Origin of the sequence: Pantoea jilinensis, from assembly GCF_019104105.1 — a bacterium.
In the GTDB taxonomy this organism is placed as follows: domain Bacteria; phylum Pseudomonadota; class Gammaproteobacteria; order Enterobacterales; family Enterobacteriaceae; genus Pantoea; species Pantoea eucalypti.
Map to the genome: position 1 here is coordinate 3541611 of NZ_CP077746.1, position 22949 is coordinate 3564559.

Consider the following 22949-nt stretch of genomic DNA (forward strand, 5'->3'; position numbering starts at 1 on the left):
CGCTTATGCCTGTACCAGTGGGCCGGGATTTTTCAGGTAGTGATCTTTGATCGCCTGCGCCGCCATCAGGGTAATTGCACCGATGGTATCGGTCGGGTTCGCCTGGAAGTTCTGCGGGAAGGCATTACCGCCCGGCACAAAGACGTTATGCACATCCCAGCTCTGCAGATACTTGTTCAGCGCCGAGGTTTTCGGGTTATCGCCCATCACTGCGCCGCCCACGTTGTGGGTAGAGACATATTTAGTGAGATCGAAATCCGCGCCCATCGGCAGGAAGCTCATACTCATGCTGTCCGGGTTCAGCTCTTTGGCGATGTTGCCGACGATGCCTTTCAGATGCTGCTGCAACTTCAGCTCGTTCTCTTTCCAGTTAAACGTCATGCGCAGCAGTGGCAGCCCACGGTGATCGTTGTAGTTGGGATCGAGATCCAGATAGATATCGCGGTAAGACTGGCAGGTGGTGGTGATGCTGATCTTCATCGAATGACCGTACCACTCTTCCAGGCCTTCCTTGTAACCCATGCCCCAGGATGGCGTGCCTTTTGGCAGCGCGGTGCTGATTGGCGTACCGGTCGCCTGTGAGCTGTGGATCTTCGCACCGCCCAGGAAGCCGAGCGAAGGACCGTCGAAGTTGCCTGGCGAGATATCGTTAAACATCTGGCCGGTCGCGCCCGCCGTGGCGTACGGATTGAAGTTTTTATCTTTGAAGAACAGCGTCGCGCCGCCGTTCGACAGGAACGCGTAGTTACGCCCTACCACGCCCTCTTCGGTAATCGGGTTGTAAGGCTTGCCGATGCCGGAGAGCAGCATCAGACGCACGTTGTAGAGCTGGAAGCTGCTCAGCACCACGATTTTCGCGGGCTGGAAGCACTCGTTGCCCTGCGCATCGATGTAGATCACGCCTTTCGCGGTTTTCTTATCATCGTTCAGCACCACCTTGATCACTTCTGCATTCACTTCATACGAGAAGTTCGGCATGCGCTTCAGCGAATCCATGACTGCGGTCTGCGGCGACGCCTTGGAGTAGTTCAGGCAAGGATATTTACTGCAGTAGCCGCAGTAGTTGCACGGGGCGATCTGGTTGCCGTACGGGTTTTTCCATGCACGCGACACACAGGCTGACGGGTTCGGGAACGGATGGTAACCGAGTTTGGTCGCCACCTCTTTGAACATTACGTTGTTTAACGTGTCATCCAGTGCAGGCAGCGGATAAGGCTCAGAGCGCGGGCCTTCAAACGGATCGCCGCCTTCCATGATTTTGCCGCGCAGGTTGCCGGTGTTGCCCGACTGGCCGCAAATCAGTTCGAATTTGTAGTAATAAGGTTCGATCTCTTCCCAGCTGAACGGGAAGTCCATTACCCGCATATCATCCTGCAGAATGCCCGGCTTATACGCCTCGTCGACATAGGTCTTCAGTTTGATATCGGTTGGCGTCGGACGGATCAGTACCGCTGTCCAGTGCAGACCAGAACCACCTACGCCCGTGCCCGGTGCAAACGCGCCCCATTTACGGGTGGGCAATGCGGTCTGGCTGCTGTTGTAGCGCACGGTGACCGCCACTTCGGCGGGCGTCGCAAACACTTTGTTGCGCACCGCATAGGCGTATTCATCCGCCGGTTTTGGATAGGCGAACTCGTCGTAATCACGATCGCCGCCACGCTCCAGCGCGCGCACGTCCAGACCGGCCAGCGCCAGCTCGATGCTCATCAGCGAGCCTGCCCAGCCGAGGCCGCAGACCACGACGTCGACTTCTTTTTTAGTAACCTGTGCCATGATAATCCTGTTTCAAATACCTGATGTGGAAGCGCGTTATGCGCGTTCACCTTTGATGCTGACCGGGCCCAGCGGATAAGGCACGTTGTGCTGTTTCACCCATTCGGTGAAGCTGGCACGGGCGCCCGGGAATCCGATGGCGATCCAGGCTTTCATGCCTTTATTACCGCCGTACATCGGGTCGGCCAGGTAGCCATGCTTGGTATCTGAAAGCAGCTGGCTGAAGAAATGGGAAGGTTTAAGATCGGCTTCGCCCAGGTCAACAAAATCGATCTCGTTTTTGTTGACCTGGGTCAGCACCGCATCTTTCTCTTCCAGCGTCAGTGCATGAAACGCTTTCTGATGTGTGTTCTGCGACCACTGATTAATCAGCCGGATACCGGTCTGATACATCTGCTGTGGGCGGAACGGAATCTGATAACCCATGGTGGCCGGCGCCTGGGTATTAAAAGGCCCCTGCAGGTAGATTTCGCTGCCAAACGCCTCGCTGTGCAGCTGCTGATCGATAAAGATTGGCACGTTGGTTTCCAGCGCGCCCGGCGCTTTGCCTTTGCCGCCCGCCGGAATCAGGCGGTCGGTAGCAGCCAGAATGAATTGCCACTCATCGGCGCTGAAAAAGATCGGTTTGTAATCGGTTAACTCGGGTGCAGCCATCTCTGCAGCCTGTGCCGCAGTCATGCCTTTCAGGACCAGCTCACTTAATGGCAACGCCAGCAGTGAACCGAGCAAAAATTTACGCCTGGTGGTGGGTTTTTCTAAAAGCATATCCGCACGACTCTCATCTGCTAAATACCCGTTTAATTTGTTATGTCGCTGAAAGGCTGAATAGAGTCAGGAAACTCTCCACAGAGATAAATGCATACAGCACTGACGACGGCAAAACAGACAAGGGCGGGTAAAATTATGGTTCGGTGACTAACGGAACTTATCGGTTAATAACCTGGCAATATTAGGGATATAAATATTTCTGAATGTAAAAATTGAATTAAAAAGATGTCTAAGTGAAAGTTTATCATGGTGTTGCAGAAGGGTTATCGAGAGGTAAAAGATTTACATCGCTGAAATCGGGGATAAAACCGCATAAACATCGGGCATTTGGCTGTTACGACGCAGAATGGAGGGTGTTATTTTCGCTCTGTCATCATCACGTCTGCTAACCGATAAAAAAAAATCATACTTCCATACAAGAAAGCGTTTCTTATCGCTAACACTATAGTGGCTTTATCAGCCGCACAATCAGACAGTGCGCAATTTGTGATCGTATGAGTAAAAACGTATTAATTTTGTGCATTTTAAAGTAACGACGAAATAATTACTGACAGACACTATCTTATTTTGTCTCTTTGCCCGAATCGCTGCGCAAATATTTGTGCAAAGCTCATAACAAACCGGCATTTTGAGATTATCAGGCGCCCGATAGAGTAGAGCAATCAACGGCTCAGGATAATGCTCAATGCGCAAAACACTCTTGTCACTGGTTACTGCTCTGGCACTGGTTCACCCGGCACATGCCGCCACGCCTGCTGACACTCTGGTGGTCGCTGTGCCACTCGATGGCATCATCAGTTTCGATCCGGCGGAAAGTTTTGAAACCGTCAGTACCAGCAGCCTGCGCAATATCTACCAGACGCTGCTGGAGCCGGATCACCAGAACCCGCAGAAGCTCTCGCCACTGGCTGCCACACGCTGGCAGGCCGGGAAAACGCCCCACAGCCTGGTGTTTGACCTCAACCCGCAGGCTCATTTCGCCAGCGGTCATCCGCTCACCGCGCAGGATGTTGTTTTCTCCTTAACCCGCGCCGTCAGACTCAATAAAGCGCCCTCTTTTATCCTGGGCGAGTTTGGCTGGACGCCGGAAAATATCGATCAGCAATTCACGGTGATCAATGACCACAAGTTTGAGCTGCGCTGGCCCGCGGAGATCGGCAGCGATCTGGCGCTGCGCCTGCTTACCGCGCCGGTCGCCTCCATCGTCGACAGTAAACTGGCGCAGGAACACGCCAGCAGCAACGATTACGGCAATGCCTGGCTGAAGAACCACTCCGCTGGCAGTGCGGCTTATGCCATAAAACAGTTTGTGCCGCTGCAGGCGCTGGTGCTGGAGGCCAACCCCCACAGCACGCAGAAGCCGCATCTGAAGCGCGTATTACTGAAAGGTGTGGCCGATCCCGGATCCCGGCGTCTGCTGCTCCAGCAGGGTGATGTGGATGTCGCCTGTCAGCTCGGCCCGGATCAAATTGCCGCACTGAGAAATACTGCCAATGTGCGGGTCGATGCTTTTCCGTCCAGCCTGATCTATTACCTTGGCTTTAACACCCAAAGTCCGCAGCAACCGGCGCTGGGGAACCCGGCGCTGTGGCAGGCGGCTCGCTGGCTGGTTGACTATGACAGCCTGGCAAACCAGTTGCTGAAAGGTCAGTACCGCATCCATCAGAGCTTCCTGCCGGACGGCTTTGACGGTGCGCTGAACAGCACGCCGTTCCATTACGATCTGAAAAAGGCGCAGGCGATACTGCAAAAAGGCGGCATTAAACCCGGCACGCATATCGCGCTGACAGTAGTGAACCAGCCGCCTTATATTGATGTGGCGCAGGCGCTGCAGGCGAGTTTTGCCAAAGCGGATGTGAATCTCGATATCCAGCCGGTGGCGGAATCAGAGCTGTGGAGCAAAATGCGCAGTCGCAACTTTCAGGCAATCTTCACCTACTGGGGCGCGGACTACATCGACCCTAACAGTAATGCCAGCACCTTTGCCTCTAACGTGCCAGGCGGCGGTAAAACCCTGGCATGGCGCGTCGGCTGGTCCATTCCGGAACTCAGCGCCCAGACCCGCGCCGCCGCCGGAGAGAGCGACGCCATGAAACGCCGCAACCTCTATACCGGATTGCAAACCCGCATTCAGCAGGATTCACCCTTTGTTGTGCTGCTACAGGGTGCCGTCCAGGTGGCGGTACGCAGCAACCTTAATCACCTGCAGCAGGGCATCGGTGTCAGCCTGCTGAATTTTGAAGAGGTGCAGAAGTAAGTCCTGGTTTGAGGCCGTTGCTTCACGCAGCAACGGCTTTTTTGGTCAATAGTTCTCCTCCTGTGCCGCTCTGGCTTGCTATCCTTCAGGCATAACCTTCAGCCTGAGAGTGGAAAATCATGACTTCCCCGCTACTGATTGCCCGTACGCCAGACGTTGAACTTCATCTGTTACCGCAAATGGCCAACCGCCATGGCCTGATCACCGGCGCGACCGGCACCGGTAAAACCGTCACGCTGCAGAAGCTGGCCGAATCGTTCTCTGCCAGTGGCGTACCGGTCTTTATGGCCGACGTCAAAGGCGACCTGACCGGCGTGGCAATGGCGGGTCAGTCCAGCGAAAAGCTGCAGGAGAGGCTGGCGAAAATCGGCGTCACCGACTGGCAGCCGCAAAGCAGTCCGGTGGTGCTATGGGATATCTTCGGCGAGAAAGGTCATCCGGTGCGTGCCACTGTCTCCGATCTCGGGCCACTGCTGCTGGCGCGTCTGCTGAACCTCAATGAAGTACAGAGCGGCGTGCTGCAGATTATTTTCCGCATCGCCGATGACCAGGGTTTGCTGCTGCTGGATTTCAAAGATCTGCGCGCCATGACTCAGTACATTGGTGACAACGCCAAAAGTTTCCAGACGCATTACGGCAACATCAACAGCGCCTCGGTCGGCGCGATCCAGCGCGGATTACTGACGCTGGAGCAACAGGGCGCGGAACACTTCTTTGGTGAACCGATGCTGGATATCGCCGACTGGATGCGCGTCGACAGCAATGGCAAAGGGGTGATCAACATCCTTTCCGCCGAGAAGCTTTATCAAATGCCAAAACTCTATGCCACCAGCCTGCTGTGGCTGCTGTCGGAGCTTTATGAGCATCTGCCGGAAGCGGGCGATCTCGATAAGCCAAAGCTGGTGTTCTTCTTTGATGAGGCCCATCTGCTGTTTACCGATGCACCCGCGGTGCTGCTGGAGAAAATCGAACAGGTGATGCGGCTCATCCGCTCCAAAGGCGTCGGCGTCTGGTTTGTCACCCAGAACCCAGGAGATATTCCGGATCGGGTGCTGGGGCAGCTCGGCAACCGGGTGCAGCATGCCCTGCGTGCTTTCACCCCCAAAGATCAGAAAGCAGTAAAAACCGCCGCCGACACCCTGCGTGCCAACCCGTCATTTAACAGTGTTGAGGCGATTCAGGCACTGGGCACCGGCGAAGCGCTGATATCCTTCCTGGATGCCAAAGGCAGCCCGTCGGTAGTGGAACGCGCCATGGTGATTGCGCCCGGCTCGCGCATGGGTCCGGTTACCGGCGATGAACGCAACGGCTTAATCAACCATTCGCCGCTGTATGGCAAATATGATACTGAAATCGATCGCGAATCGGCATTTGAAAAGCTGCAAAAAGGCGTCCAGGCCGCCAGCGATGAAGCCGGTGCACCACCAGCCAAAGGCGACGAGGTTGCGGCAGACGATGGCATTATCGGTGGTCTGAAAGAGATCCTGTTTGGCCGAACCGGTCCGCGCGGCGGTAAGCACGACGGTGTGGTGCAAACCATGGCGAAAAGCGCCACCCGCCAGATCACCAGTCAGATCATTCGTGGGGTACTCGGCAGCCTGCTGGGTGGCCGTCGCCGATGAACCCGGCTCTCTGCTAAGATCAGGTTATGGATAAACAATACGAACTGAAACGGACGAAACGTCTGGCACTGTTGCTGTTACTGCTCGCCGCAGCCACTTTTATCGTCACCCTTTTTCTGCCTCCTGGCTTTTGGGTCAGCGGCGTCAAAGCGATTACGGAGGCCGCAATGGTCGGCGCACTGGCGGACTGGTTTGCGGTGGTGGCGCTGTTCCGGCGCGTGCCGGTGCCCTTTATCTCACGCCATACCGCCATCATCCCGCGCAACAAAGATCGTATCGGCGAGAACCTCGGGCGCTTTGTGCAGGAGAAGTTTCTTGATACCGATTCACTGCTGAATCTCATTCGCCGTCACGATCCTTCAAACCTGCTGGCGCAGTGGCTGAATGCGCCGGGCAACGCGGACCGCATCGGCCGCCATCTGCTGCAGGTGATGCGTGGTTTCCTCGATCTGACCGATGACGCGCGGATCCAGACCTTTATGCGCCGCGCCGTGCATCGTGCGATTGACAAGGTCGACCTCAGCCAGACCAGCGCCATGGTGCTGGAGAGCCTGACCAAAAATAACCGTCATCAGGCGCTGCTGGATGCGGCCATCGAACAGCTGCTGAAGTTGCTGCATAAACCCGCGACCCGCGAGTTTATTGCCATGCAGCTGGTACGCTGGCTGAAACGCGAGCATCCGATCAAAGCCAAAATGTTGCCGACCGAATGGCTGGGTGAACACAGCGCCGAGCTGGTGGCAAACGCGGTCGATTCGCTGCTGGATGATGTGGCTCTGGATCAGGGCCATGAGCTGCGTCTCGGCTTTAACCGGGCGGTAGACAAGCTGATCGTTAAGTTGCAGAACGATCCGGAAATGGCCCAGCGCGCCGAAGAGATCAAAGGCTGGCTGAAAGAGGATGCCTCATTCAACCGCTATATCGGCGAGCTGTGGAATGACATGCGCAACTGGCTCAAAGCCGATCTCAGCAGTGATGATTCGCGGGTGCAGGAGAAAGTACGCGGTGCCGCGATGTGGCTGGGTGAAACCCTGGCAGCCGACCCGGCGCTGCGTGACTCGATGAATCAGCATCTGGAACAGGCGGCGCGCAGCGTGGCGCCGGAGTTTGCCAGCTTCCTGACGCGTCACATCAGCGACACCGTCAAGAGCTGGGATGCACGCGACATGTCGCAGCAGATCGAACTCAATATCGGCAAAGACCTGCAGTTCATCCGCATCAACGGCACGCTGGTGGGCGGCACCATCGGGTTGATTCTCTATCTGCTGTCGCAGCTACCCCAGTTAATCCCGCTGCTGAGCCGCTAACCGCCTGGTTTAGCCGGATGCAGGTGGATAGAGGCCAAACCCGGTGATAATGGCATTAACAAAGCTACGAATCTTCACCGTCTGACGGCGGCCCGCCGGGATCAGGACATGCATGGGGCGTGCTGGCCCGGCATAATCGGGCAGCACCTGGACCAGCCTGCCCTGCCTGATCTCTTCAGACAGAATGGTGGCGGGTCCCAGGGTAATGCCGTAGCCCTCCAGCGCTGCGTGCAGGAGCGCCTTCCAGTCATTCGATCGCATTCTTCCCTGCGGATGCACTTCTTCGACTTTCCCGGCCTGAGTAAACACCCAGCGGCAGGGTTTTGAAGGCGACCAGATGCCATAAACGAGACAGGCGTGGTTCTCCAGATCTGCTGGCGTGGCAGGAAAACCGTGCCGCGCCAGATAGGCGGGTGACGCGCAGGCTATCAGCTCATAGGGCTTTAACGGATGGGCGATAATCGAACTGTCCGCCAGCGCACCAATCCGGATCACCACCTCATAACCCTCTTCAAAGGAATCAACCAGCCGATCGCTGAGTTCAAGATCAACCTGCGTATCAGGAAACCGATCAAGATAGCGGGTCACAAACGGCGCCAGGCTGAAAGAACCAAAGGTGACCGGGGCGCTGACCTTTAGCGTACCGGACGGACGCTGCTGCATATCCAGCGCAATTGCATCTGCTTCCTGCACTTCAGCCAGCACGATTTTGCAGCGTTCATAATAGTTGCGGCCCACATCCGTCAGGCTTTGTCGTCGGGTGGTTCGATGCAGAAGAAGTGTGCCAAGGTGCTTCTCCAGCGTGGCGATATGCTTCGCCACCATTTGCGGTGAGATGAGCAATTTCCCGGCAGCAGCGGCAAACGAACCTGATTCTGCGACGGTAACAAACACGTTCATGCTGGTAAGTCGATCCATCATTCCCTCCTGTTGGTTGTTTATATTGCGTCCGTTTGTCGGTTTATTCACCTCCTGTTTTTAATTAAGGTCAGGACGTGAAAACTCATCGAGGAACAACCCATGAAAATAGGCATTATTGGCGCAGGTTTTGTTGGCCGGGCGATAGCAAAACTGGCAATTAAAGCGGGACATGAGGTGATGCTCAGCAACTCGCGTGATCCACGAACGCTGTTCAGTCTGAAACCGATGATTGGCTGCGAAACCGGCACCGCTATTGAGGCCGCAAACTTCGGTCAGGTGGTCGTGATCGCTGTGCCGCTCACGGCAACTGAGCAACTTCCGGCAGCGGAGTTACGGGGAAAAATCGTGCTTGATGCGGTCAATTACTATCCCGACCGCGATGGCGACATCGAAGAGCTACTTAGTGGTGGCATCAGCACCAGTGAACGGCTTGCCCGCCAGTTTCCCGGCAGCCGGATCACCAAGGCATTTAATGCCATCCGCATGACCGATCTGGAAACCCAGGGCCTGCCCCCGGGCGATGCGAACCGTCAGGCGCTACCGCTGGCGGGAGATGACAGCGAAGGAAAGGCTATCGTCACGGCGCTTTATGATGCCTTTGGGTTTGATGCGGTGGATGCGGGCGCGTTAGCGGAAGGCTGGCGTTTCGAGCGTGCGACACCCGCCTATTGTGTCGCACTCAGCAGAGAACAACTTATCAGGACACTTTTGGAGACCACCCGGCGCTAAGCATAAACAGCCTGTGGGTATAGAGAAAAGCGGCTGAAACCGTCATTCGCAGACGGCTAATAAACGTATGCTCCCTGAGCTGGCACGGTTAGCCAACTAAAAAGGCCGCTTTCGCGTAATGCCGATCAGTTAAGACAGAAATGATCGGTTGAACGATCCAGTGGCTGAGTGAAAATCCTTAAAGAAGCATTATCCGCGGGCGGTAAAAAAGAAACCGCAGCGTTACCCGCTGCGGCGTTCTTAAAAGCTTAACTGACAAGCATTACGCCTCATCAGCAGGGTTTTTTGTGGTCTGCGCCAGGTGATAAACGGTGGTTAAGCCGGATCCAGCGCAGCCTGTGCGATCGCCATAAAGTGTTTTACCCTCTCGCGATCCACATCGTTCCACCAGACACCATCCACCTTAAGTGCACTGGCCACAATTACGGCCTGCGTGCGGCCCAGAATCTGGCAGACGTTAGCGGGTGTGACGCCCGACCCCACCAGCAGGGGTAAGGTGGTGGCGGCGCGGATCTCGTCGATTTCCTCCAGTGTGGCGCTGTCACCGGTGCGCTGTCCGGTGGCGATAACTGCATCTGCTTCAAAGAAATCAACATCGCGTGTCAGTTCCTGAATGGAGCGATCGGCCACTATCGCATGGCTGCCGTGTTTAACGTGACTGTCGGCAAACACCCGAATATGTTCGGCGCGCAGATGGCTGCGGTAGCGCAGCGCTTTCGCGGCAGCCCCTTCAATAAAACCTTCGTTGGCGATATAAGCATTGGCCCACTGATTGACGCGGATAAAATCCGCCCCGCCCGCCAGCGCGGTGGCAAAAGCAGGTAATGCAGCGTTCGCCAGCACGTTAATACCCAGCGGCACGCCGAAACGTTCGCGTACTTTTTCCGTAATCACCGCCATCAGCGCCGGCGTTTCCGGGCCGATATCCTCAGGTTTGGAAAAAGGAATATCGCCATGATTTTCCACAATCAGGCCGTGAACGCCGCCCAGAATATAGTTTTCCGCATCACGTAATGCTCGATCAATTATCGCGCTGACGGGTTTACCGCGATATTTAGGCGAACCCGGAAAAGGGTCACAGTGAATAACACCAATAACAGCTTTAGGACGGGAAAATATCGCTTGTATTGCATCAATTTTTTCTGCTGATATAGCAACCATCGCTTCTTAATCCTGTTCAGGAAAACACTATGCGTGTTTATGTGGCTGGTAATATTACTGTCGATGAAACCTGGTCTGTTACCGATATTCCAGCTAAGGGCGCCTCTGTTCACGGTTATCAACGTTCGCAGGATATCGGCGGCAAAGGCGCGAACCAGGCGATCGTATTATCCCGCTGCGGCATCGAGACCTGTTTACTTGCCGCGACCGGTCATGACAGCAATGGAAAATGGATCCGTCAGCAGCTCATGAACGAGCCCGTGACGTTATTGCCCACGCAGTCCATTACCGCGTTGAGCGACACCTCACTTATTCTGCACAGCGCCGATGGCGATAACGCCATTATTACCAGTAAGGCGGCGGCCGAGGCGCTGGATATTGATACGCTTCGCCACCATCTTGCCAGCGCGCGTCCGGGCGATCTGCTGGTGCAGCAGGGCAATTTCTCCCCTGAGAAAACCCATGCGCTGTTCAGTCTGGCTAAGTCCCAGGGACTGATTACCGTCTTTAACCCCTCGCCAGTGCACGCCGGTTTTGCCGCATGCTGGTCGCTGGTGGATATCGCCGTGGTCAATCAGCACGAAGCGCAACAGTTACAGCCCGACGCAGTAAACACAGTGGTGACTACGCTCGGAAGTGCAGGTGTCTGGCTCACTCAGGGCGACCAGCGAATATTCTGCCCGGCGCACCCCGCCGATGCAGTAGATACCACCGGCGCAGGCGATACTTTTCTGGCCGTGATGCTGGCTTCCGCGATCCTGCGCGAGGGTGACATTGATGCATTAGCACTCGCGCATGCCAGTCAGGCTGCTGCGCTGACCGTCAGCCGTTATGGCACACGTCAGGCCTTTCCCACTGCAGAAGAGCTCGCCGCACTGCTCCAGTCAGGCGGCGAGTCAGCGATTACTTAAACATCGCGCGGTAGCTGTCCACGTTAGCTTTGGTTACCACTGTGGCCGGCACCAGAATGGTTTTTGCCACCGTTTTGCCCGACGTAAGCGCGTTCAGCGCTTTTACTGCCTCTTCACCCATCTTTTTCGGATCCTGCTGCAGCACGGCCGTGACATAACCGCCATCAATGCCGCTGATGGCTTTTGAGGTCAGATCCCAGCCAAAGACTTTGATTTCCTTCTGGCGCCCCTGATTTTCAACGGCAGCAATCGCACCCAGCAGAGCGGGTTCACCGGTCGCGTAGATAGCCGTTAAATCCGGGTTACCGGTAATCAGGTTTTCTGCTGCTGTCATCGCAGTATCCTGCACGTTCTGACCATCAACCACATCCGCCACGGTGATACCCGGATTGCTCTTGATGGTTTCTTCAAACCCTTTCTGACGCTGGTTCTGTACGGCCGAATTCAGTGCGCCCACAATGCCCAGCCGCGCTTTGCCGCCCATATCTTTCGCCACGTAGTCGACAAAATATTTACCAATAATTTTGCCGCCTTCCAGGTTATCCACGCCCACCTGTGCTGCCTGCGGCCCCGCTGGTAATACCGCATCAATGGCAATCACCGGTATTTTAGCTGCCGCTGCTTCTTTTATGGCTGGCATAATGCCGTTGACGTCAATTGCATCCACCATAATGCCCTTCACGCCCTGCTGAATATAATTTTCTATCGCATCGTTCTGCGACACGGGATTATCGTTGGCATTGAAGATCACTAAATTTTTACCACTTGCTTTCGCTGCTTCCTGGGCGCCCTTGTTCATCTGATTAAAAAACAGGGCCTGCTGATTAATCTGAACCAGCGCATATGTGGAAGCGGCTTGCGCCAATGAAAATAACGAACCCGCAGACAGTAAGCCGGTTGCCAGTGCAACAGCGCGCAGTTTTCTGGTGTTAAATGCCATCATCTTAAAATTCCTCGTCGGGAATGAGAGATAACCAGTCGATCTCCGCATCGAAATGCAGAGGGATTATTGTTGGCGGGCAAATATCGTCTGAATGGCTGCTTCAGCCAGGACCTGAATAATCGACTTTCTGCACACCGTCCATTATGGTGCACATATGAAAGAGAGTAATCGGGCTTGGGAGTGACTCCCGGGTAATGCGGTAAACTGCCTCTAACATTCGCTTCTGCTTAAATTTTGTCAAGCGATTATTTTATCGTCAGCGGTCAGGGAAAAAACTGTATTCGCTGCGCGCAACTGTGTTACTGATAGCCGATTCCGGGCAAGATGGCAGATGATATGAGTAAAAAACGGGTGCTGTTATCCGATGTTGCAGCGCTGGCCGGACTGTCAAAAGCGACCGTTTCCCGCTATATGAATCAAAGCATTATCCTGCCGCAGGAGACGATCGACCGCATTGAAGCGGCGATTCGCCAGCTGGATTATCGCGGTAATAGCCTGGCTCGTCGCCTGAGCAAGGGCGGCAGTGAAACCCTGGGGCTGGTGCTACCCGATATTACCAACCCCTTCTTTGCCGAACTGGCGGATGCCGCCGAAGAAGCCGCCTCTGCCCATGGCTACAGCCTGGTGCTCTGCATTACCCGAAACCACCCTGGCAAAGAGAGTCAGTTTATCCGCTGGCTGGATACCTGCCAGGTGGACGGCCTGCTGTTTACCACCAACCATCCTGATAACGGCCTGTTACGTAAAGAAATTAACCGCCACCAGCGCATCGTGCTGCTGGATGAAGATATTCCGGGTAGCGTGGTGCCTAAGGTCTTTGCCGACAACGTTCAGGGAGGCCGGATTGCTACCGAAAACCTGATCGCCGCAGGTCACCGGCACATTGCCTTTGTCGGCGGTCCGGATGAACTGATGAGTGTGCGTGAACGCTACCAGGGCTTTTGCACCGCCATGGAGCAGGCTGGCCTGCATGTCCTGCCTGAATGGGTGATGTATGGCGAATACCAGCGCGAGTTCGGTAAACAGGCGCTGGAACGGCTGTTTAGCTGCGCTGAGCGCCCTACCGCCGTCTTTGCTGCCAGTGATTTTCTCGTGCTGGGATTGATGGATGGCCTGCGCGCGCGCGGACTCAAAGCACCCGAAGCGCTGTCGCTGGTGGGCTTTGATGACGCGACCTATGCCGACTTCACCCTACCCCGTATTTCAACCATCCGCCAGCCCGCACGCGAGCTGGGCCGCACGGCGGTAGAGATTATGTTGCGTATTCTGAATGATGACCTGTCGATCCCCGCCGAAACCCGCCTGCCGGTAGAGTGGGTGGCGCGTGACTCGATCCAAATTTGTTAACAACGTCCCAGAATGGCGCAAAAGCGCACAGCTTTGGCGCAAATAATGAGCTTTTTAATTTCTCAGGTTTATAGTAAGTAAACCGGTTTACCTAAAGTAAAATGTTAAATGCATTTTATTACAGTTAGTTAGACCGCGAGTGTAGCGCCTGTTCACAGGCTGGCACGGAAGCTGCAATGTCGTACCTGGCAAACAAATATCGTTGTAGCGTGTTGTTCTGTGTGTTGAGACAAAGGTTTTATCCTGCAGGTAAACCGGTTTACAAGGGTGTAAACCGTGCCGGATAACCCCTTTTACATGCAGATTGACAGTCCTGTTAGCGGTGATGGGAGTAATCACATGCAGCAAGCACAAACTGCCCAGACACGGGTAGAGATGGTGAATATTACCAAGACCTACGGCGCGATACGGTCGCTTCGCGGCGTAAACCTGCAACTGGCTAAAGGTGAAGTGCTGGGGCTGGTGGGCGACAACGGCGCGGGCAAATCGACCCTGACCAAGGTGCTGTCAGGGGCTGTCGTGCCAACCAGCGGTACGATTCGTATTGATGGTGAGGACCAGCATTTCAGTAACCCGGCGGATTCTCGCCGCTGCCATATCGAGATGGTTTATCAGGACCTGTCGCTGTGCGATACCGTCGATGTGGCAGGCAACCTGTTCATGGGACGTGAGCCGATGAAGTCCATTCTCGGCATTCCGTTTCTGGATGAAGAGAAAATGCACGCTGATGCACGGGAGATGCTGAAAGGGCTGGGGATTTCTATCCCGGATACCCGGCTGCTGGTGCGCAATTTATCCGGCGGGCAGCGCCAGGCGATTGCCATTGCGCGCGCGGCCGCTTTCGATCCCAAAGTGCTGATCATGGATGAACCTACCGCCGCGCTGGCCGTCGCCGAAGTGGAGGCGGTACTGGAGTTGATCCGCCGGGTGTCAGCACGTGGCGTGAGCGTCATCCTGATCACGCATCGCCTGCAGGATCTGTTCCTGGTCTGCGATCGCATCATGGTGATGTACGAGGGCACCAACGTGGCGGAGCGCCGGGTGGCCGATACGGACCTGACTGAGATCGTCAATTTGATCGTGGGTGAAAAATTTGTCGCCCGCTCGGCCGCAGCGCACTGAGCGAGGTAACAGGATGACTATTATGAATCTGAGCAGTTCCCGTATGGCACAGCACTCGCTGCCGCGTCGCCTTCTGCATAACCACTCTGGCGTAGTCAGCATCGCGCTGTTTTTCGTATTCTGCTGCGTGGTGTTTTCTCTGATCACCGGCAACTTTCTCAGTAGCGCTAACTGGCTGAATATCATCCGTCAGAGTGCGCCATTGCTGATCGTCGCCACGGCGATGACGCTGGTGATTACCACGGGTGGGATCGATCTTTCCGTGGGGTCAACACTGGCCCTTGTCGGCGCCTTGTCCGCCATCGCCCTGAATAACTGGGGCCTGCCCTGGCCGGTGGTCTTGCTGGGCGGCCTGCTGCTGGGTGCGCTGGTCGGTGCTATCAACGGCTTTTTTATCGCCTATGAAGGCATTCCTGCCTTTATCGTCACGCTGGCGACGCTGGCGGTGGTGCGCGGCGTGGCGCTGCTGATCACTCAGGGTTACTCCATTCCCATCCCCGCTGACAGCCTGTTCGCCTTTATGGGACGCGCATGGGTGCTGGGTGTGCCGATGCCTGCGCTGATTGGCATCGTGGTGCTGGTGGTCGGCCATATCGTGCTGAACCATATGCGTTTTGGTCGCTATGTCACGGCCATTGGTGCAAATGCAGAAGGTGCGCGCCGTAGCGGGATTAATACCAAAGCCGTCACCATGAAAGTTTACATCATCAGCGGTATGGCGGCGGCGCTGGCGGGCATGATCATCACTGCTCGCCTGGGCAGCGGCTCTTCTAACCAGGGCGAAGGCTTTGAGCTGCAGGTCATCGCTGCGGTGGTGCTGGGCAGTACCAGCCTGTTCGGCGGCTTCGGCACCGTTGTTGGCACGCTGTTAGGCGCGCTGTCGATTGCCATCATCCAGAACGGCCTGATTTTGTCGCATATCTCCCCGTTTTATACGCAGATCGCCACCGGTACGATTATTCTGCTGGCCATCTGGCTGAACACCCGCATTCTCAACCCGACGCGGTCGGCGGCGAAAGGATAGCGCATGAAACATTCTATTTTTCGCCATCCCGATCCGCTGCCACTGGGTATCAGTAGCGGCTATGTGATGACCGTGCTCGGGCCATTGCCGGTGAGTGAAATGGGCGTAACGCTGATGCACGAACATATTCTGCTGGATGCCTCAGGCAAATGGGTGCCGCCCTGCTGCTGCGGCGATCGTCATCTGGCGGAAATGCCGGTCAGCATTGAAAACCTGGGCGAACTGTCACTCAACCCGCTTATCAGCCGCGACAACTGTCAGCTGTTTGATGTGGATTTGGCGATTGAAGAGCTGATGAAGTTCCGGGCGCTGGGCGGCGATACGGTGGTGGATCCCACGAATATCGGCATTGGCCGCGATCCCAAAGCCCTGCAGCGGATCGCGCGCCTGACCGGGCTGAATATCATCATGAGCACCGGGCTGTATCTGGAACCGTCACATCCTGACTGGATGAAAACGATCAGCATTGAAGCCCTGACCGACAAGCTGATTTACGACCTGGGCGGCAGAGAAGATAAACCCGACGTGCTGGCAGGTCTTATTGGTGAGATCGGCGTTTCCAGCCGCTTTACCCCCAATGAAGAGAAATCCCTGCGGGCTGCAGGCCGCGCCAGCGCTGCGACAAATGTGCCGATTGAGGTGCATCTGCCCGGCTGGGAGCGTCTGGGTCATCGTGTCCTGGATATTCTTGAAGAAGAAGGGGCTGACCTGCGCCATGTCGTGCTGTGCCATATGAACCCCAGCTTTGCGGATAAGCGTTACCAGCGCGAGCTTGCAGAGCGCGGAGCCTTCCTGGAGTACGACATGATCGGCATGAGTTATTACTACGCCGATGAATCTGCGCAGTCGCCGTCCGATGAGGAGAATGCCCGCGCCATTCGCGAGCTGATTGATGACGGCTTTATTGAACAGGTGTTGTTGTCGCAGGACGTGTTCCTGAAAACCATGCTGACCCGCTACGGCGGTCATGGCTATGGCTACATCCTTAAACATTTTGTTCCGCGCCTGAAACGCCATGGCGTCAGCGGCGAACAACTTGAAACCTTACTGATTGCTAACCCACAGCGCGTTTTTGGTGGGTAAGGGAGAACCGTAATGCAGAAGAAAATTTTACTGGTCGGCGAGTCCTGGACCAGCACGTCCGTTCACGTCAAAGGCTTCGATCAGTTTGCCACTGCCACCTGGCATAATGGCGCAACCGACTTTATGGCAGCGCTGGCCGACAGTGATTATGCCATCACCTATATGCCCGCTCATGCTGCCGCCACCGAGTTTCCACTCACGCCTGATGGGCTTTCGCAGTGGGACGCGATCATTCTGTCCGACATCGGTGCGAATACGTTGCTGCTGCACCCGGATACCTGGCTAAAGAGCCAGCGCACAGCGAACCGCCTGACACTGATCCACGACTATGTGGCCGCAGGCGGCGCACTGATGATGATTGGCGGCTACTTTAGTTTTCAGGGTATCAATGGCGGTGCGCGCTATCGCAACACGGCCGTGGAGAAAGTCTTGCCAGTGCGCTGCCTGGCCTGGGATGACCGCATTGAAACGCCTGAAGGGGCTTATCCCAGCGTCACGGAATCTCACTCGCTGTTTAGTGATATCCCCAACGAATGGCCATGGTTACTGGGTTATAACGAGGTGGAAATGCACCCTGAAGGCAAACTGCTGGCGACCATTGCCGGCACGGAACATCCGCTGCTGGCGGTGCGCGAATATCAGCAGGGCCGTTCACTGGTCTGGACCAGTGATATGTCGGCGCACTGGCTGCCGCAGGAATTTGCACAGTGGCCGGGTTATCGCCAGCTGTGGATCAACTGTCTGGACTGGTTAACGGTGCGTGGCGAATGAGCCAGAGCCTGATACTGGCGCAGCAACTGCTGTGTTTTGACACCATTAATCCCCCGGGCAATGAAGCAGCCTGCATGCAGTTCCTGGCAGACTGGCTGACGCAGCGTGGCTTCGACGTCACCCTGTCGACCTTCGGTGAAAACCGCCTGAACCTGATTGCCAGCCTGCCTGGCAGCCTGCCTGGACCGAAGTTAGCGTTTACCGGCCATCTGGATACGGTTCCTCTCGGCAACGCCGGCTGGCAGTACGATCCGTTTGGAGAAGTTGTGGGCGACAGGCTATATGGGCGGGGATCGAGTGACATGAAGGCCGCCGTCGCGGCCTTTGCCGTCGCCTGCGTGACGCACCAGCAGGCAATTCAGCAAGGGTCGGGTGTTGTCCTGTTGATCACAGGCGGGGAAGAGACGGGGTGCGACGGTGCGCAAGCACTGATTGATACCACCGACCTGCCCGAGGTTGGCGCATTGATTGTCGGCGAGCCTACCAGCAACTATCCGGTTATCGGCCACAAAGGCGCACTCTGGCTACGCTGTGAAACCCGGGGCAAAACAGCGCACGGCGCGATGCCTGAGCTGGGTATTAATGCCATTTATCTGGCGGCGGAGGCACTGGGCAAGATTCAGCACTTCTCACCCGGCGCACCTCATCCGCTGATGAAGCAGCCAACCATTAACGTCGGACGCATTGCCGGCGGTCTGAACATTAATTCCGTGCCCGATCGTACGCAGTTTGACGTGGATATCCGTAGCGCGCCCAATCTGCATCACGCAGCAATTCGTCAGCAATTGACAACATTACTGGGAGAGAGCGTCACGGTGACGACGCTGGTGGATCTGCCAGCGGTGTTGAGCGAAGAGAATCAGGCCTGGATTCAGTCGGTTTATCAGCACTGTCAGGCATTACATGACGCCCCGCTGACACCGCGCATTGTGCCCTACTTTACCGATGCATCATTACTGCTGCCCGCGCTGGGCACGCCGCCCTGTATTATCCTGGGTCCCGGCGAGCCCTCAATGGCACATCAGACCGATGAGTATTGCCTGCTGACCCGGTTAGCAGAAGCGGAAACGCTGTATGGTGCAGTGATAAACGACTGGATGCGTTGATGCATTAATGAAGGGATTTATGACACTGCGGGATGACTGAAATGGCACAGGGTGCGTGCCATGAAAAAGGCCGCCCTGAGAGGCGGCCTTTTTGCGGCTGACTGTTAGCGCCGCTTAATCAACATAAACATACTGATCGCGAAGAACGCAAAGCTCGGCAGAATTGCGCCCAGAATCGGCGGCAAGCCATAAACCAGGCTTAACGGGCCGAAAATCTGATCCAGCACGTAGAACAGGAAGCCAAAGCTGATACCGGTGACGACACGCACACCCATCGACACGCTGCGCAGCGGACCAAAGATAAATGACAGCGCCATCAGCATCATCACCGCGACGGACAGCGGCTGGAAGATTTTGCTCCACATATTCAGCTCATATCTTCCCGCTTCCTGACCACTCTGCTTCAGATATTTACTGTAGCTATGGAGACCGCGAATCGATAATGCGTCTGGATCCAGCGCGACGACACCCAGCTTATCTGGCGTCAGATTCGTTTTCCATTCGCCAGTCAGGCTCTGTGAACCGGTAATCTGCTTTGGATCGGTGAGGTTCGACTCATCGACCTGGGAGAGCAACCAGCGTTTTTTGTCTTTGTCCCATGTGGCCGTCGCCGCGTAACGTACACTCTGCAGACGACGCTGGTCATTGAAGTTGTAGATGCTGACGCCATCAATTTCGTTGTCGCCTTTAATGCGCTCAATATAGATGAAGCTATTGCCATCTTTCGCCCACAGACCATTCTGCGTCGAGACCAGTGCGCCACCGTAAAGCTGCTGCGCCCGGTAGTTACGTGCCATCTGCTCGCCCGACGGCGCGACAAACTCGCCAATCGCCATGGTCAGCAGCACCAGCGGAATCGCCGTTTTCATGACTGACAGCGCCACCTGCATACGGGTAAAGCCCGCCGCCTGCATCACTACCAGCTCACTGCGCTGCGCCAGCGCGCCCAGTCCCAGCAGCGCCCCCAGCAGCGCCGCCATCGGGAAGAAAATCTCAATATCTTTAGGCACGCTCAGCAGAGTGTAATAACCGGCGCTCAGCGCGCTGTAGCTGCCCTGGCCGGTTTTACGCAGCTGGTCCACGAACTTGATGATGCCGGAAAGCGACACCAGCATGAACAGCGTCAGCATGATGGTATTGAAGATGGTTTTACCAATATAGCGGTCAAGTACGCGAAACATCAGACCGACCCTCCGCGGGTAAAGCGGGCGCGAATCCGACGCATCGGCACCGTATCCCACAGGTTAAGGAGCACCGCCAGCACCAGATAGCTGATATTCACTACCCACATCCAGAGCGCCGGATCGAGCCGCCCTTTCGCCCCGCTCGATTTAAGCGAGCTCTGCAGCAGGAAGAAGATCAGATAGAGCAGCATCGCAGGCAGCATTGACAGCACGCGCCCCTGACGTGGATTCACCACACTGAGCGGCACGACCATCAGCGCCATCACCAGCACCGCGAACACCAGCGTCAGACGCCAGTGCAGCTCAGCCTGGAAATCAGGTGTTTTATTCGCGACCAGGTCGCTCAGGCTCGCCTGCTCTGAATCGTTAGGGTCAAGCGTTGCCGCTTTATAGCCCACAATCGCCTGATAGTTGGTGAAGTCGGTAATACGGAAATCACGCAGCAGTGCGGTGCCCTCAAAGCGGGTGCCTTTATCCAGCGTCACCACCTGCGAGCCATCTTTACGCTGTTCCATGTGGCCGCTGTCAGCCAGCACCACCGAAGGGCGCGCGTTGCCTTTTGGCCGTAACTGCGCCAGGAAGACGTTACCAAAGTTGTTGCCCTTCACATTCTCGACAAACAGTACGGCGCTGCCGTCGCCGGAGGTCTGGAACTGTCCGGCGGCCATGGCTGCCGCACCCGGATTGGCTTTGGCGTTCTGTGTCACCTCATCCTGATAACGGGATGACCATGGTCCCAGCCAGATGACATTAACCGCTGCCACCACGGAGGTGAACAGCATCAATATCATCGCGGCTTTCACCAGGACGGCTTTACTCAGGCCGCAGGCGTGCATCACGGTAATTTCACTTTCCGTGTAGAGACGCCCCAGCGTCATCAGAATTGCCAGAAACAGACTTAAGGGCAGTATAAGTTGTGCCATTTGAGGCACACCGAGTCCTAACAATGTCAGAACGAGGTTTGTCGGCACTTCGCCATCCACCGCGGCACCCAGGATCCTGACTAACTTCTGACAAAAGAAGATGAGTAACAGGATAAACAGGATAGCCAGCTGGCTTTTGAGCGTTTCCCGAACCAGATATCTAATGATGATCACGCTTAGTACGCCTGTGAAAACTTGTCTTTTTGCAGGAAAATCGCTAGTTTCAACGCTTATCAGCCATTTTTCTTCATCAATGGCCGTCGCCGTAGCTAAATTTGTATGAAAAACGCGTCCGGGTGGTGAAAAAACAACATCTTGTCACCCTGATTCATTATGACCTCCAGCGGCAGAATGTCATGCTGCGACAATGAATAAATGGGTCATGAGCGCGCTACATTCTAGCGGCAGCAGCGGCCGTTGTCTTTAAGATTCAGGAGAGTGCATGGAGTTCAGTGTAAAAAGCGGAAGCCCGGAAAAACAACGCAGTGCCTGCATTGTCGTTGGCGTTTTCGAACCGCGTCGTCTGTCACCGATTGCCGAGCAGCTGGATAAAATCAGCGACGGCTATATCAGCGCCCTGCTGCGCCGCGGCGAGCTGGAAGGAAAAGTGGGCCAGACACTGCTGCTGCATCATGTGCCAAATATCCTGTCAGAGCGTATTCTGCTGATTGGCTGCGGTAAAGAGCGTGAGCTGGATGAACGCCAGTACAAGCAAGTCATTCAAAAAACCATTAATACACTGAACGATACCGGCTCAATGGAAGCGGTCTGCTTCCTGACCGAGTTGCATGTCAAAGGCCGCAATACTTACTGGAAAGTGCGTCAGGCGGTGGAGACCTCTAAAGAGGCACTCTACAACTTTGATCAGCTGAAAAGTAACAAAGCAGAGCCGCGTCGTCCGCTGCGCAAACTGGTGTTTAACGTGCCGACCCGCCGTGAACTGACCAGCGGCGAACGCGCAATCCAGCATGGCTTAGCGGTTGCAGCCGGTATGAAAGCAGCGAAAGATCTCGGCAACATGCCACCCAATATCTGTAACGCCGCTTATCTGGCGTCACAGGCACGTCAGCTGGCGGACGCTTTCAGTAAAAATGTCACAACCCGCGTGATCGGCGAACAGCAGATGAAAGAGCTGGGCATGAACGCCTATCTTGCGGTCGGTGCCGGTTCACAAAACGAATCGCTGATGTCGGTGATTGAATACAAAGGCAATCCGGATGCGGAAGCGCGGCCGATTGTGCTGGTAGGCAAAGGGCTGACCTTTGACTCCGGGGGCATCTCCATCAAGCCTGCCGACAGCATGGACGAAATGAAGTATGACATGTGCGGCGCAGCCGCCGTCTATGGTGTGATGCGTATGGTGGCCGAGCTGAATCTCCCACTGAACGTGGTCGGCGTGCTGGCGGGCTGTGAAAACATGCCGGACGGACGTTCAATGCGTCCGGGCGATGTGCTGACCACCATGTCTGGCCAGACCGTTGAAGTGCTGAATACCGACGCCGAAGGCCGACTGGTCCTGTGCGATGCGCTGACCTATGTCGAACGTTTCGACCCGGAAGTGGTGATTGACGTGGCGACACTGACCGGCGCCTGCGTGATTGCGCTGGGTCATCACATCAGCGGCCTGCTGTCGAACCACAATCCGCTGGCACATGAGCTGATTAGCGCTTCGGAGCAGTCGGGCGATCGCGCCTGGCGTCTGCCGATGGCGGATGAGTTCCAGGAGCAGCTGGAGTCCAACTTTGCCGATATGGCGAACATTGGTGGCCGTCCTGGTGGCGCGATTACCGCCGCCTGCTTCCTGGCACGTTTCGCCCGCAAATATAACTGGGCGCACCTGGATATCGCCGGCACCGCCTGGCGCTCCGGTAAAGCCAAAGGCGCCACCGGACGACCGGTGCCGATGCTGTCGCAGTTTCTGTTGAATCGGGCAGGATTGAACGGCGACGACTAAGCGCCCTCTTTTCTGACAGCAAGGGCGGATCTGATTCCGCCCT

At 55.8% G+C, this 22949-nt stretch carries 19 protein-coding genes; 12 read left to right on the plus strand and 7 right to left on the minus strand.

Annotated features, from left to right (window positions below):
- Window positions 1-3: 3 nt before the first annotated feature.
- Together KTJ90_RS16725 and KTJ90_RS16730 are read right to left on the minus strand one after the other, a co-directional pair.
- Window positions 4-1773: a GMC family oxidoreductase gene (locus KTJ90_RS16725; RefSeq protein ID WP_008925471.1), complete on the minus strand. Its 1770-nt coding sequence runs from the start codon at window positions 1771-1773 to the stop codon at window positions 4-6.
- Between the two features lie 36 nt (window positions 1774-1809).
- Complete coding sequence (locus KTJ90_RS16730) at window positions 1810-2538, minus strand: gluconate 2-dehydrogenase subunit 3 family protein (protein WP_499025514.1); 729 nt, start codon at window positions 2536-2538, stop codon at window positions 1810-1812.
- Between the two features lie 688 nt (window positions 2539-3226).
- On the opposite strand from KTJ90_RS16730, the gene KTJ90_RS16735 reads away from it, so the two are divergent.
- The 3 genes from KTJ90_RS16735 to KTJ90_RS16745 all read left to right on the plus strand — a co-directional run bounded on the left by KTJ90_RS16735 (window position 3227) and on the right by KTJ90_RS16745 (window position 7727).
- Window positions 3227-4798 (plus strand): ABC transporter substrate-binding protein, encoded by a 1572-nt coding sequence (locus tag KTJ90_RS16735; protein WP_499025516.1) that lies wholly within the window; start codon window positions 3227-3229, stop codon window positions 4796-4798.
- Window positions 4799-4917: 119 nt separating this feature from the next.
- On the plus strand, window positions 4918-6420 hold the full coding sequence (locus KTJ90_RS16740) for a helicase HerA-like C-terminal domain-containing protein (protein ID WP_003850968.1): 1503 nt from the start codon (window positions 4918-4920) through the stop codon (window positions 6418-6420).
- 26 nt (window positions 6421-6446) lie between these two features.
- Window positions 6447-7727 carry a DUF445 domain-containing protein gene (locus KTJ90_RS16745; RefSeq protein WP_003850970.1) on the plus strand — a complete coding sequence of 427 codons (1281 nt, stop codon included), beginning with the start codon at window positions 6447-6449 and terminating at the stop codon, window positions 7725-7727.
- A 9-nt stretch (window positions 7728-7736) separates the two neighbouring features.
- Here the strand turns inward: KTJ90_RS16745 and KTJ90_RS16750 are convergent, their stop codons facing one another.
- Complete coding sequence (locus KTJ90_RS16750) at window positions 7737-8645, minus strand: LysR family transcriptional regulator (protein WP_499026552.1); 909 nt, start codon at window positions 8643-8645, stop codon at window positions 7737-7739.
- 102 nt (window positions 8646-8747) lie between these two features.
- Here KTJ90_RS16750 and KTJ90_RS16755 point away from each other — a divergent pair, with 102 nt between their 5' ends.
- Complete coding sequence (locus KTJ90_RS16755; protein ID WP_499025518.1) at window positions 8748-9377, plus strand: NADPH-dependent F420 reductase; 630 nt, start codon at window positions 8748-8750, stop codon at window positions 9375-9377.
- Window positions 9378-9692: 315 nt separating this feature from the next.
- Here the strand turns inward: KTJ90_RS16755 and KTJ90_RS16760 are convergent, their stop codons facing one another.
- A complete protein-coding gene (locus tag KTJ90_RS16760; protein WP_499025520.1) occupies window positions 9693-10538 on the minus strand; it encodes a BtpA/SgcQ family protein in 846 nt (281 codons plus the stop codon).
- A 29-nt stretch (window positions 10539-10567) separates the two neighbouring features.
- Here KTJ90_RS16760 and KTJ90_RS16765 point away from each other — a divergent pair, with 29 nt between their 5' ends.
- A complete protein-coding gene (locus KTJ90_RS16765) occupies window positions 10568-11449 on the plus strand; it encodes a PfkB family carbohydrate kinase (RefSeq protein WP_003850979.1) in 882 nt (293 codons plus the stop codon).
- Here the strand turns inward: KTJ90_RS16765 and KTJ90_RS16770 are convergent.
- Window positions 11442-12392, minus strand: a complete 951-nt coding sequence (locus KTJ90_RS16770) for an ABC transporter substrate-binding protein (protein WP_003850981.1) — start codon at window positions 12390-12392, stop codon at window positions 11442-11444. The genes KTJ90_RS16765 and KTJ90_RS16770 overlap by 8 nt on opposite strands.
- 324 nt (window positions 12393-12716) lie before the next feature.
- On the opposite strand from KTJ90_RS16770, the gene KTJ90_RS16775 reads away from it, so the two are divergent.
- From KTJ90_RS16775 to KTJ90_RS16800, 6 genes are all read left to right on the plus strand, one after another.
- Complete coding sequence (locus KTJ90_RS16775) at window positions 12717-13739, plus strand: LacI family DNA-binding transcriptional regulator (protein WP_008925461.1); 1023 nt, start codon at window positions 12717-12719, stop codon at window positions 13737-13739.
- A gap of 375 nt (window positions 13740-14114) precedes the next feature.
- Complete coding sequence (locus KTJ90_RS16780; protein ID WP_003850984.1) at window positions 14115-14861, plus strand: ATP-binding cassette domain-containing protein; 747 nt, start codon at window positions 14115-14117, stop codon at window positions 14859-14861.
- Window positions 14862-14883: 22 nt separating this feature from the next.
- Window positions 14884-15885, plus strand: a complete 1002-nt coding sequence (locus KTJ90_RS16785; RefSeq protein ID WP_164913091.1) for an ABC transporter permease — start codon at window positions 14884-14886, stop codon at window positions 15883-15885.
- Between the two features lie 3 nt (window positions 15886-15888).
- A complete protein-coding gene (locus KTJ90_RS16790) occupies window positions 15889-16968 on the plus strand; it encodes a phosphotriesterase family protein (RefSeq protein ID WP_008925458.1) in 1080 nt (359 codons plus the stop codon).
- 12 nt (window positions 16969-16980) lie between these two features.
- Window positions 16981-17739 (plus strand): glutamine amidotransferase, encoded by a 759-nt coding sequence (locus KTJ90_RS16795; protein WP_499025523.1) that lies wholly within the window; start codon window positions 16981-16983, stop codon window positions 17737-17739.
- Complete coding sequence (locus KTJ90_RS16800; RefSeq protein ID WP_003850991.1) at window positions 17736-18845, plus strand: M20 family metallopeptidase; 1110 nt, start codon at window positions 17736-17738, stop codon at window positions 18843-18845. The genes KTJ90_RS16795 and KTJ90_RS16800 overlap by 4 nt, the downstream gene beginning before the upstream one ends.
- A 104-nt stretch (window positions 18846-18949) precedes the next feature.
- Here the strand turns inward: KTJ90_RS16800 and lptG are convergent, their stop codons facing one another.
- Complete coding sequence (gene lptG / locus KTJ90_RS16805; RefSeq protein WP_033762287.1) at window positions 18950-20026, minus strand: LPS export ABC transporter permease LptG; 1077 nt, start codon at window positions 20024-20026, stop codon at window positions 18950-18952.
- Complete coding sequence (gene lptF / locus KTJ90_RS16810) at window positions 20026-21126, minus strand: LPS export ABC transporter permease LptF (RefSeq protein WP_033762289.1); 1101 nt, start codon at window positions 21124-21126, stop codon at window positions 20026-20028. The genes lptG and lptF overlap by 1 nt, the downstream gene beginning before the upstream one ends.
- Before the next feature lie 268 nt (window positions 21127-21394).
- On the opposite strand from lptF, the gene pepA reads away from it, so the two are divergent.
- Complete coding sequence (gene pepA / locus KTJ90_RS16815) at window positions 21395-22906, plus strand: leucyl aminopeptidase (RefSeq protein ID WP_010251654.1); 1512 nt, start codon at window positions 21395-21397, stop codon at window positions 22904-22906.
- Window positions 22907-22949: the final 43 nt, after the last annotated feature.

Bases quoted from the DNA above. Each gene is read 5' to 3' on its own strand.
- KTJ90_RS16775 (WP_008925461.1), top strand. From the start codon at position 12,717: ATGGCAGATGATATGAGTAAAAAACGGGTGCTGTTATCCGATGTTGCA.
- KTJ90_RS16725 (WP_008925471.1), bottom strand. From the start codon at position 1,773: ATGGCACAGGTTACTAAAAAAGAAGTCGACGTCGTGGTCTGCGGCCTC.
- KTJ90_RS16760 (WP_499025520.1), bottom strand. From the start codon at position 10,538: ATGGTTGCTATATCAGCAGAAAAAATTGATGCAATACAAGCGATATTT.
- KTJ90_RS16795 (WP_499025523.1), top strand. From the start codon at position 16,981: ATGCAGAAGAAAATTTTACTGGTCGGCGAGTCCTGGACCAGCACGTCC.
- KTJ90_RS16740 (WP_003850968.1), top strand. From the start codon at position 4,918: ATGACTTCCCCGCTACTGATTGCCCGTACGCCAGACGTTGAACTTCAT.
- lptG (WP_033762287.1), bottom strand. From the start codon at position 20,026: ATGTTTCGCGTACTTGACCGCTATATTGGTAAAACCATCTTCAATACC.
- pepA (WP_010251654.1), top strand. From the start codon at position 21,395: ATGGAGTTCAGTGTAAAAAGCGGAAGCCCGGAAAAACAACGCAGTGCC.
- KTJ90_RS16785 (WP_164913091.1), top strand. From the start codon at position 14,884: ATGAATCTGAGCAGTTCCCGTATGGCACAGCACTCGCTGCCGCGTCGC.
- KTJ90_RS16730 (WP_499025514.1), bottom strand. From the start codon at position 2,538: ATGCTTTTAGAAAAACCCACCACCAGGCGTAAATTTTTGCTCGGTTCA.
- KTJ90_RS16735 (WP_499025516.1), top strand. From the start codon at position 3,227: ATGCGCAAAACACTCTTGTCACTGGTTACTGCTCTGGCACTGGTTCAC.
- KTJ90_RS16765 (WP_003850979.1), top strand. From the start codon at position 10,568: ATGCGTGTTTATGTGGCTGGTAATATTACTGTCGATGAAACCTGGTCT.
- KTJ90_RS16800 (WP_003850991.1), top strand. From the start codon at position 17,736: ATGAGCCAGAGCCTGATACTGGCGCAGCAACTGCTGTGTTTTGACACC.
- KTJ90_RS16780 (WP_003850984.1), top strand. From the start codon at position 14,115: ATGGTGAATATTACCAAGACCTACGGCGCGATACGGTCGCTTCGCGGC.
- KTJ90_RS16745 (WP_003850970.1), top strand. From the start codon at position 6,447: ATGGATAAACAATACGAACTGAAACGGACGAAACGTCTGGCACTGTTG.
- KTJ90_RS16770 (WP_003850981.1), bottom strand. From the start codon at position 12,392: ATGATGGCATTTAACACCAGAAAACTGCGCGCTGTTGCACTGGCAACC.
- KTJ90_RS16790 (WP_008925458.1), top strand. From the start codon at position 15,889: ATGAAACATTCTATTTTTCGCCATCCCGATCCGCTGCCACTGGGTATC.
- KTJ90_RS16755 (WP_499025518.1), top strand. From the start codon at position 8,748: ATGAAAATAGGCATTATTGGCGCAGGTTTTGTTGGCCGGGCGATAGCA.
- KTJ90_RS16750 (WP_499026552.1), bottom strand. From the start codon at position 8,645: ATGGATCGACTTACCAGCATGAACGTGTTTGTTACCGTCGCAGAATCA.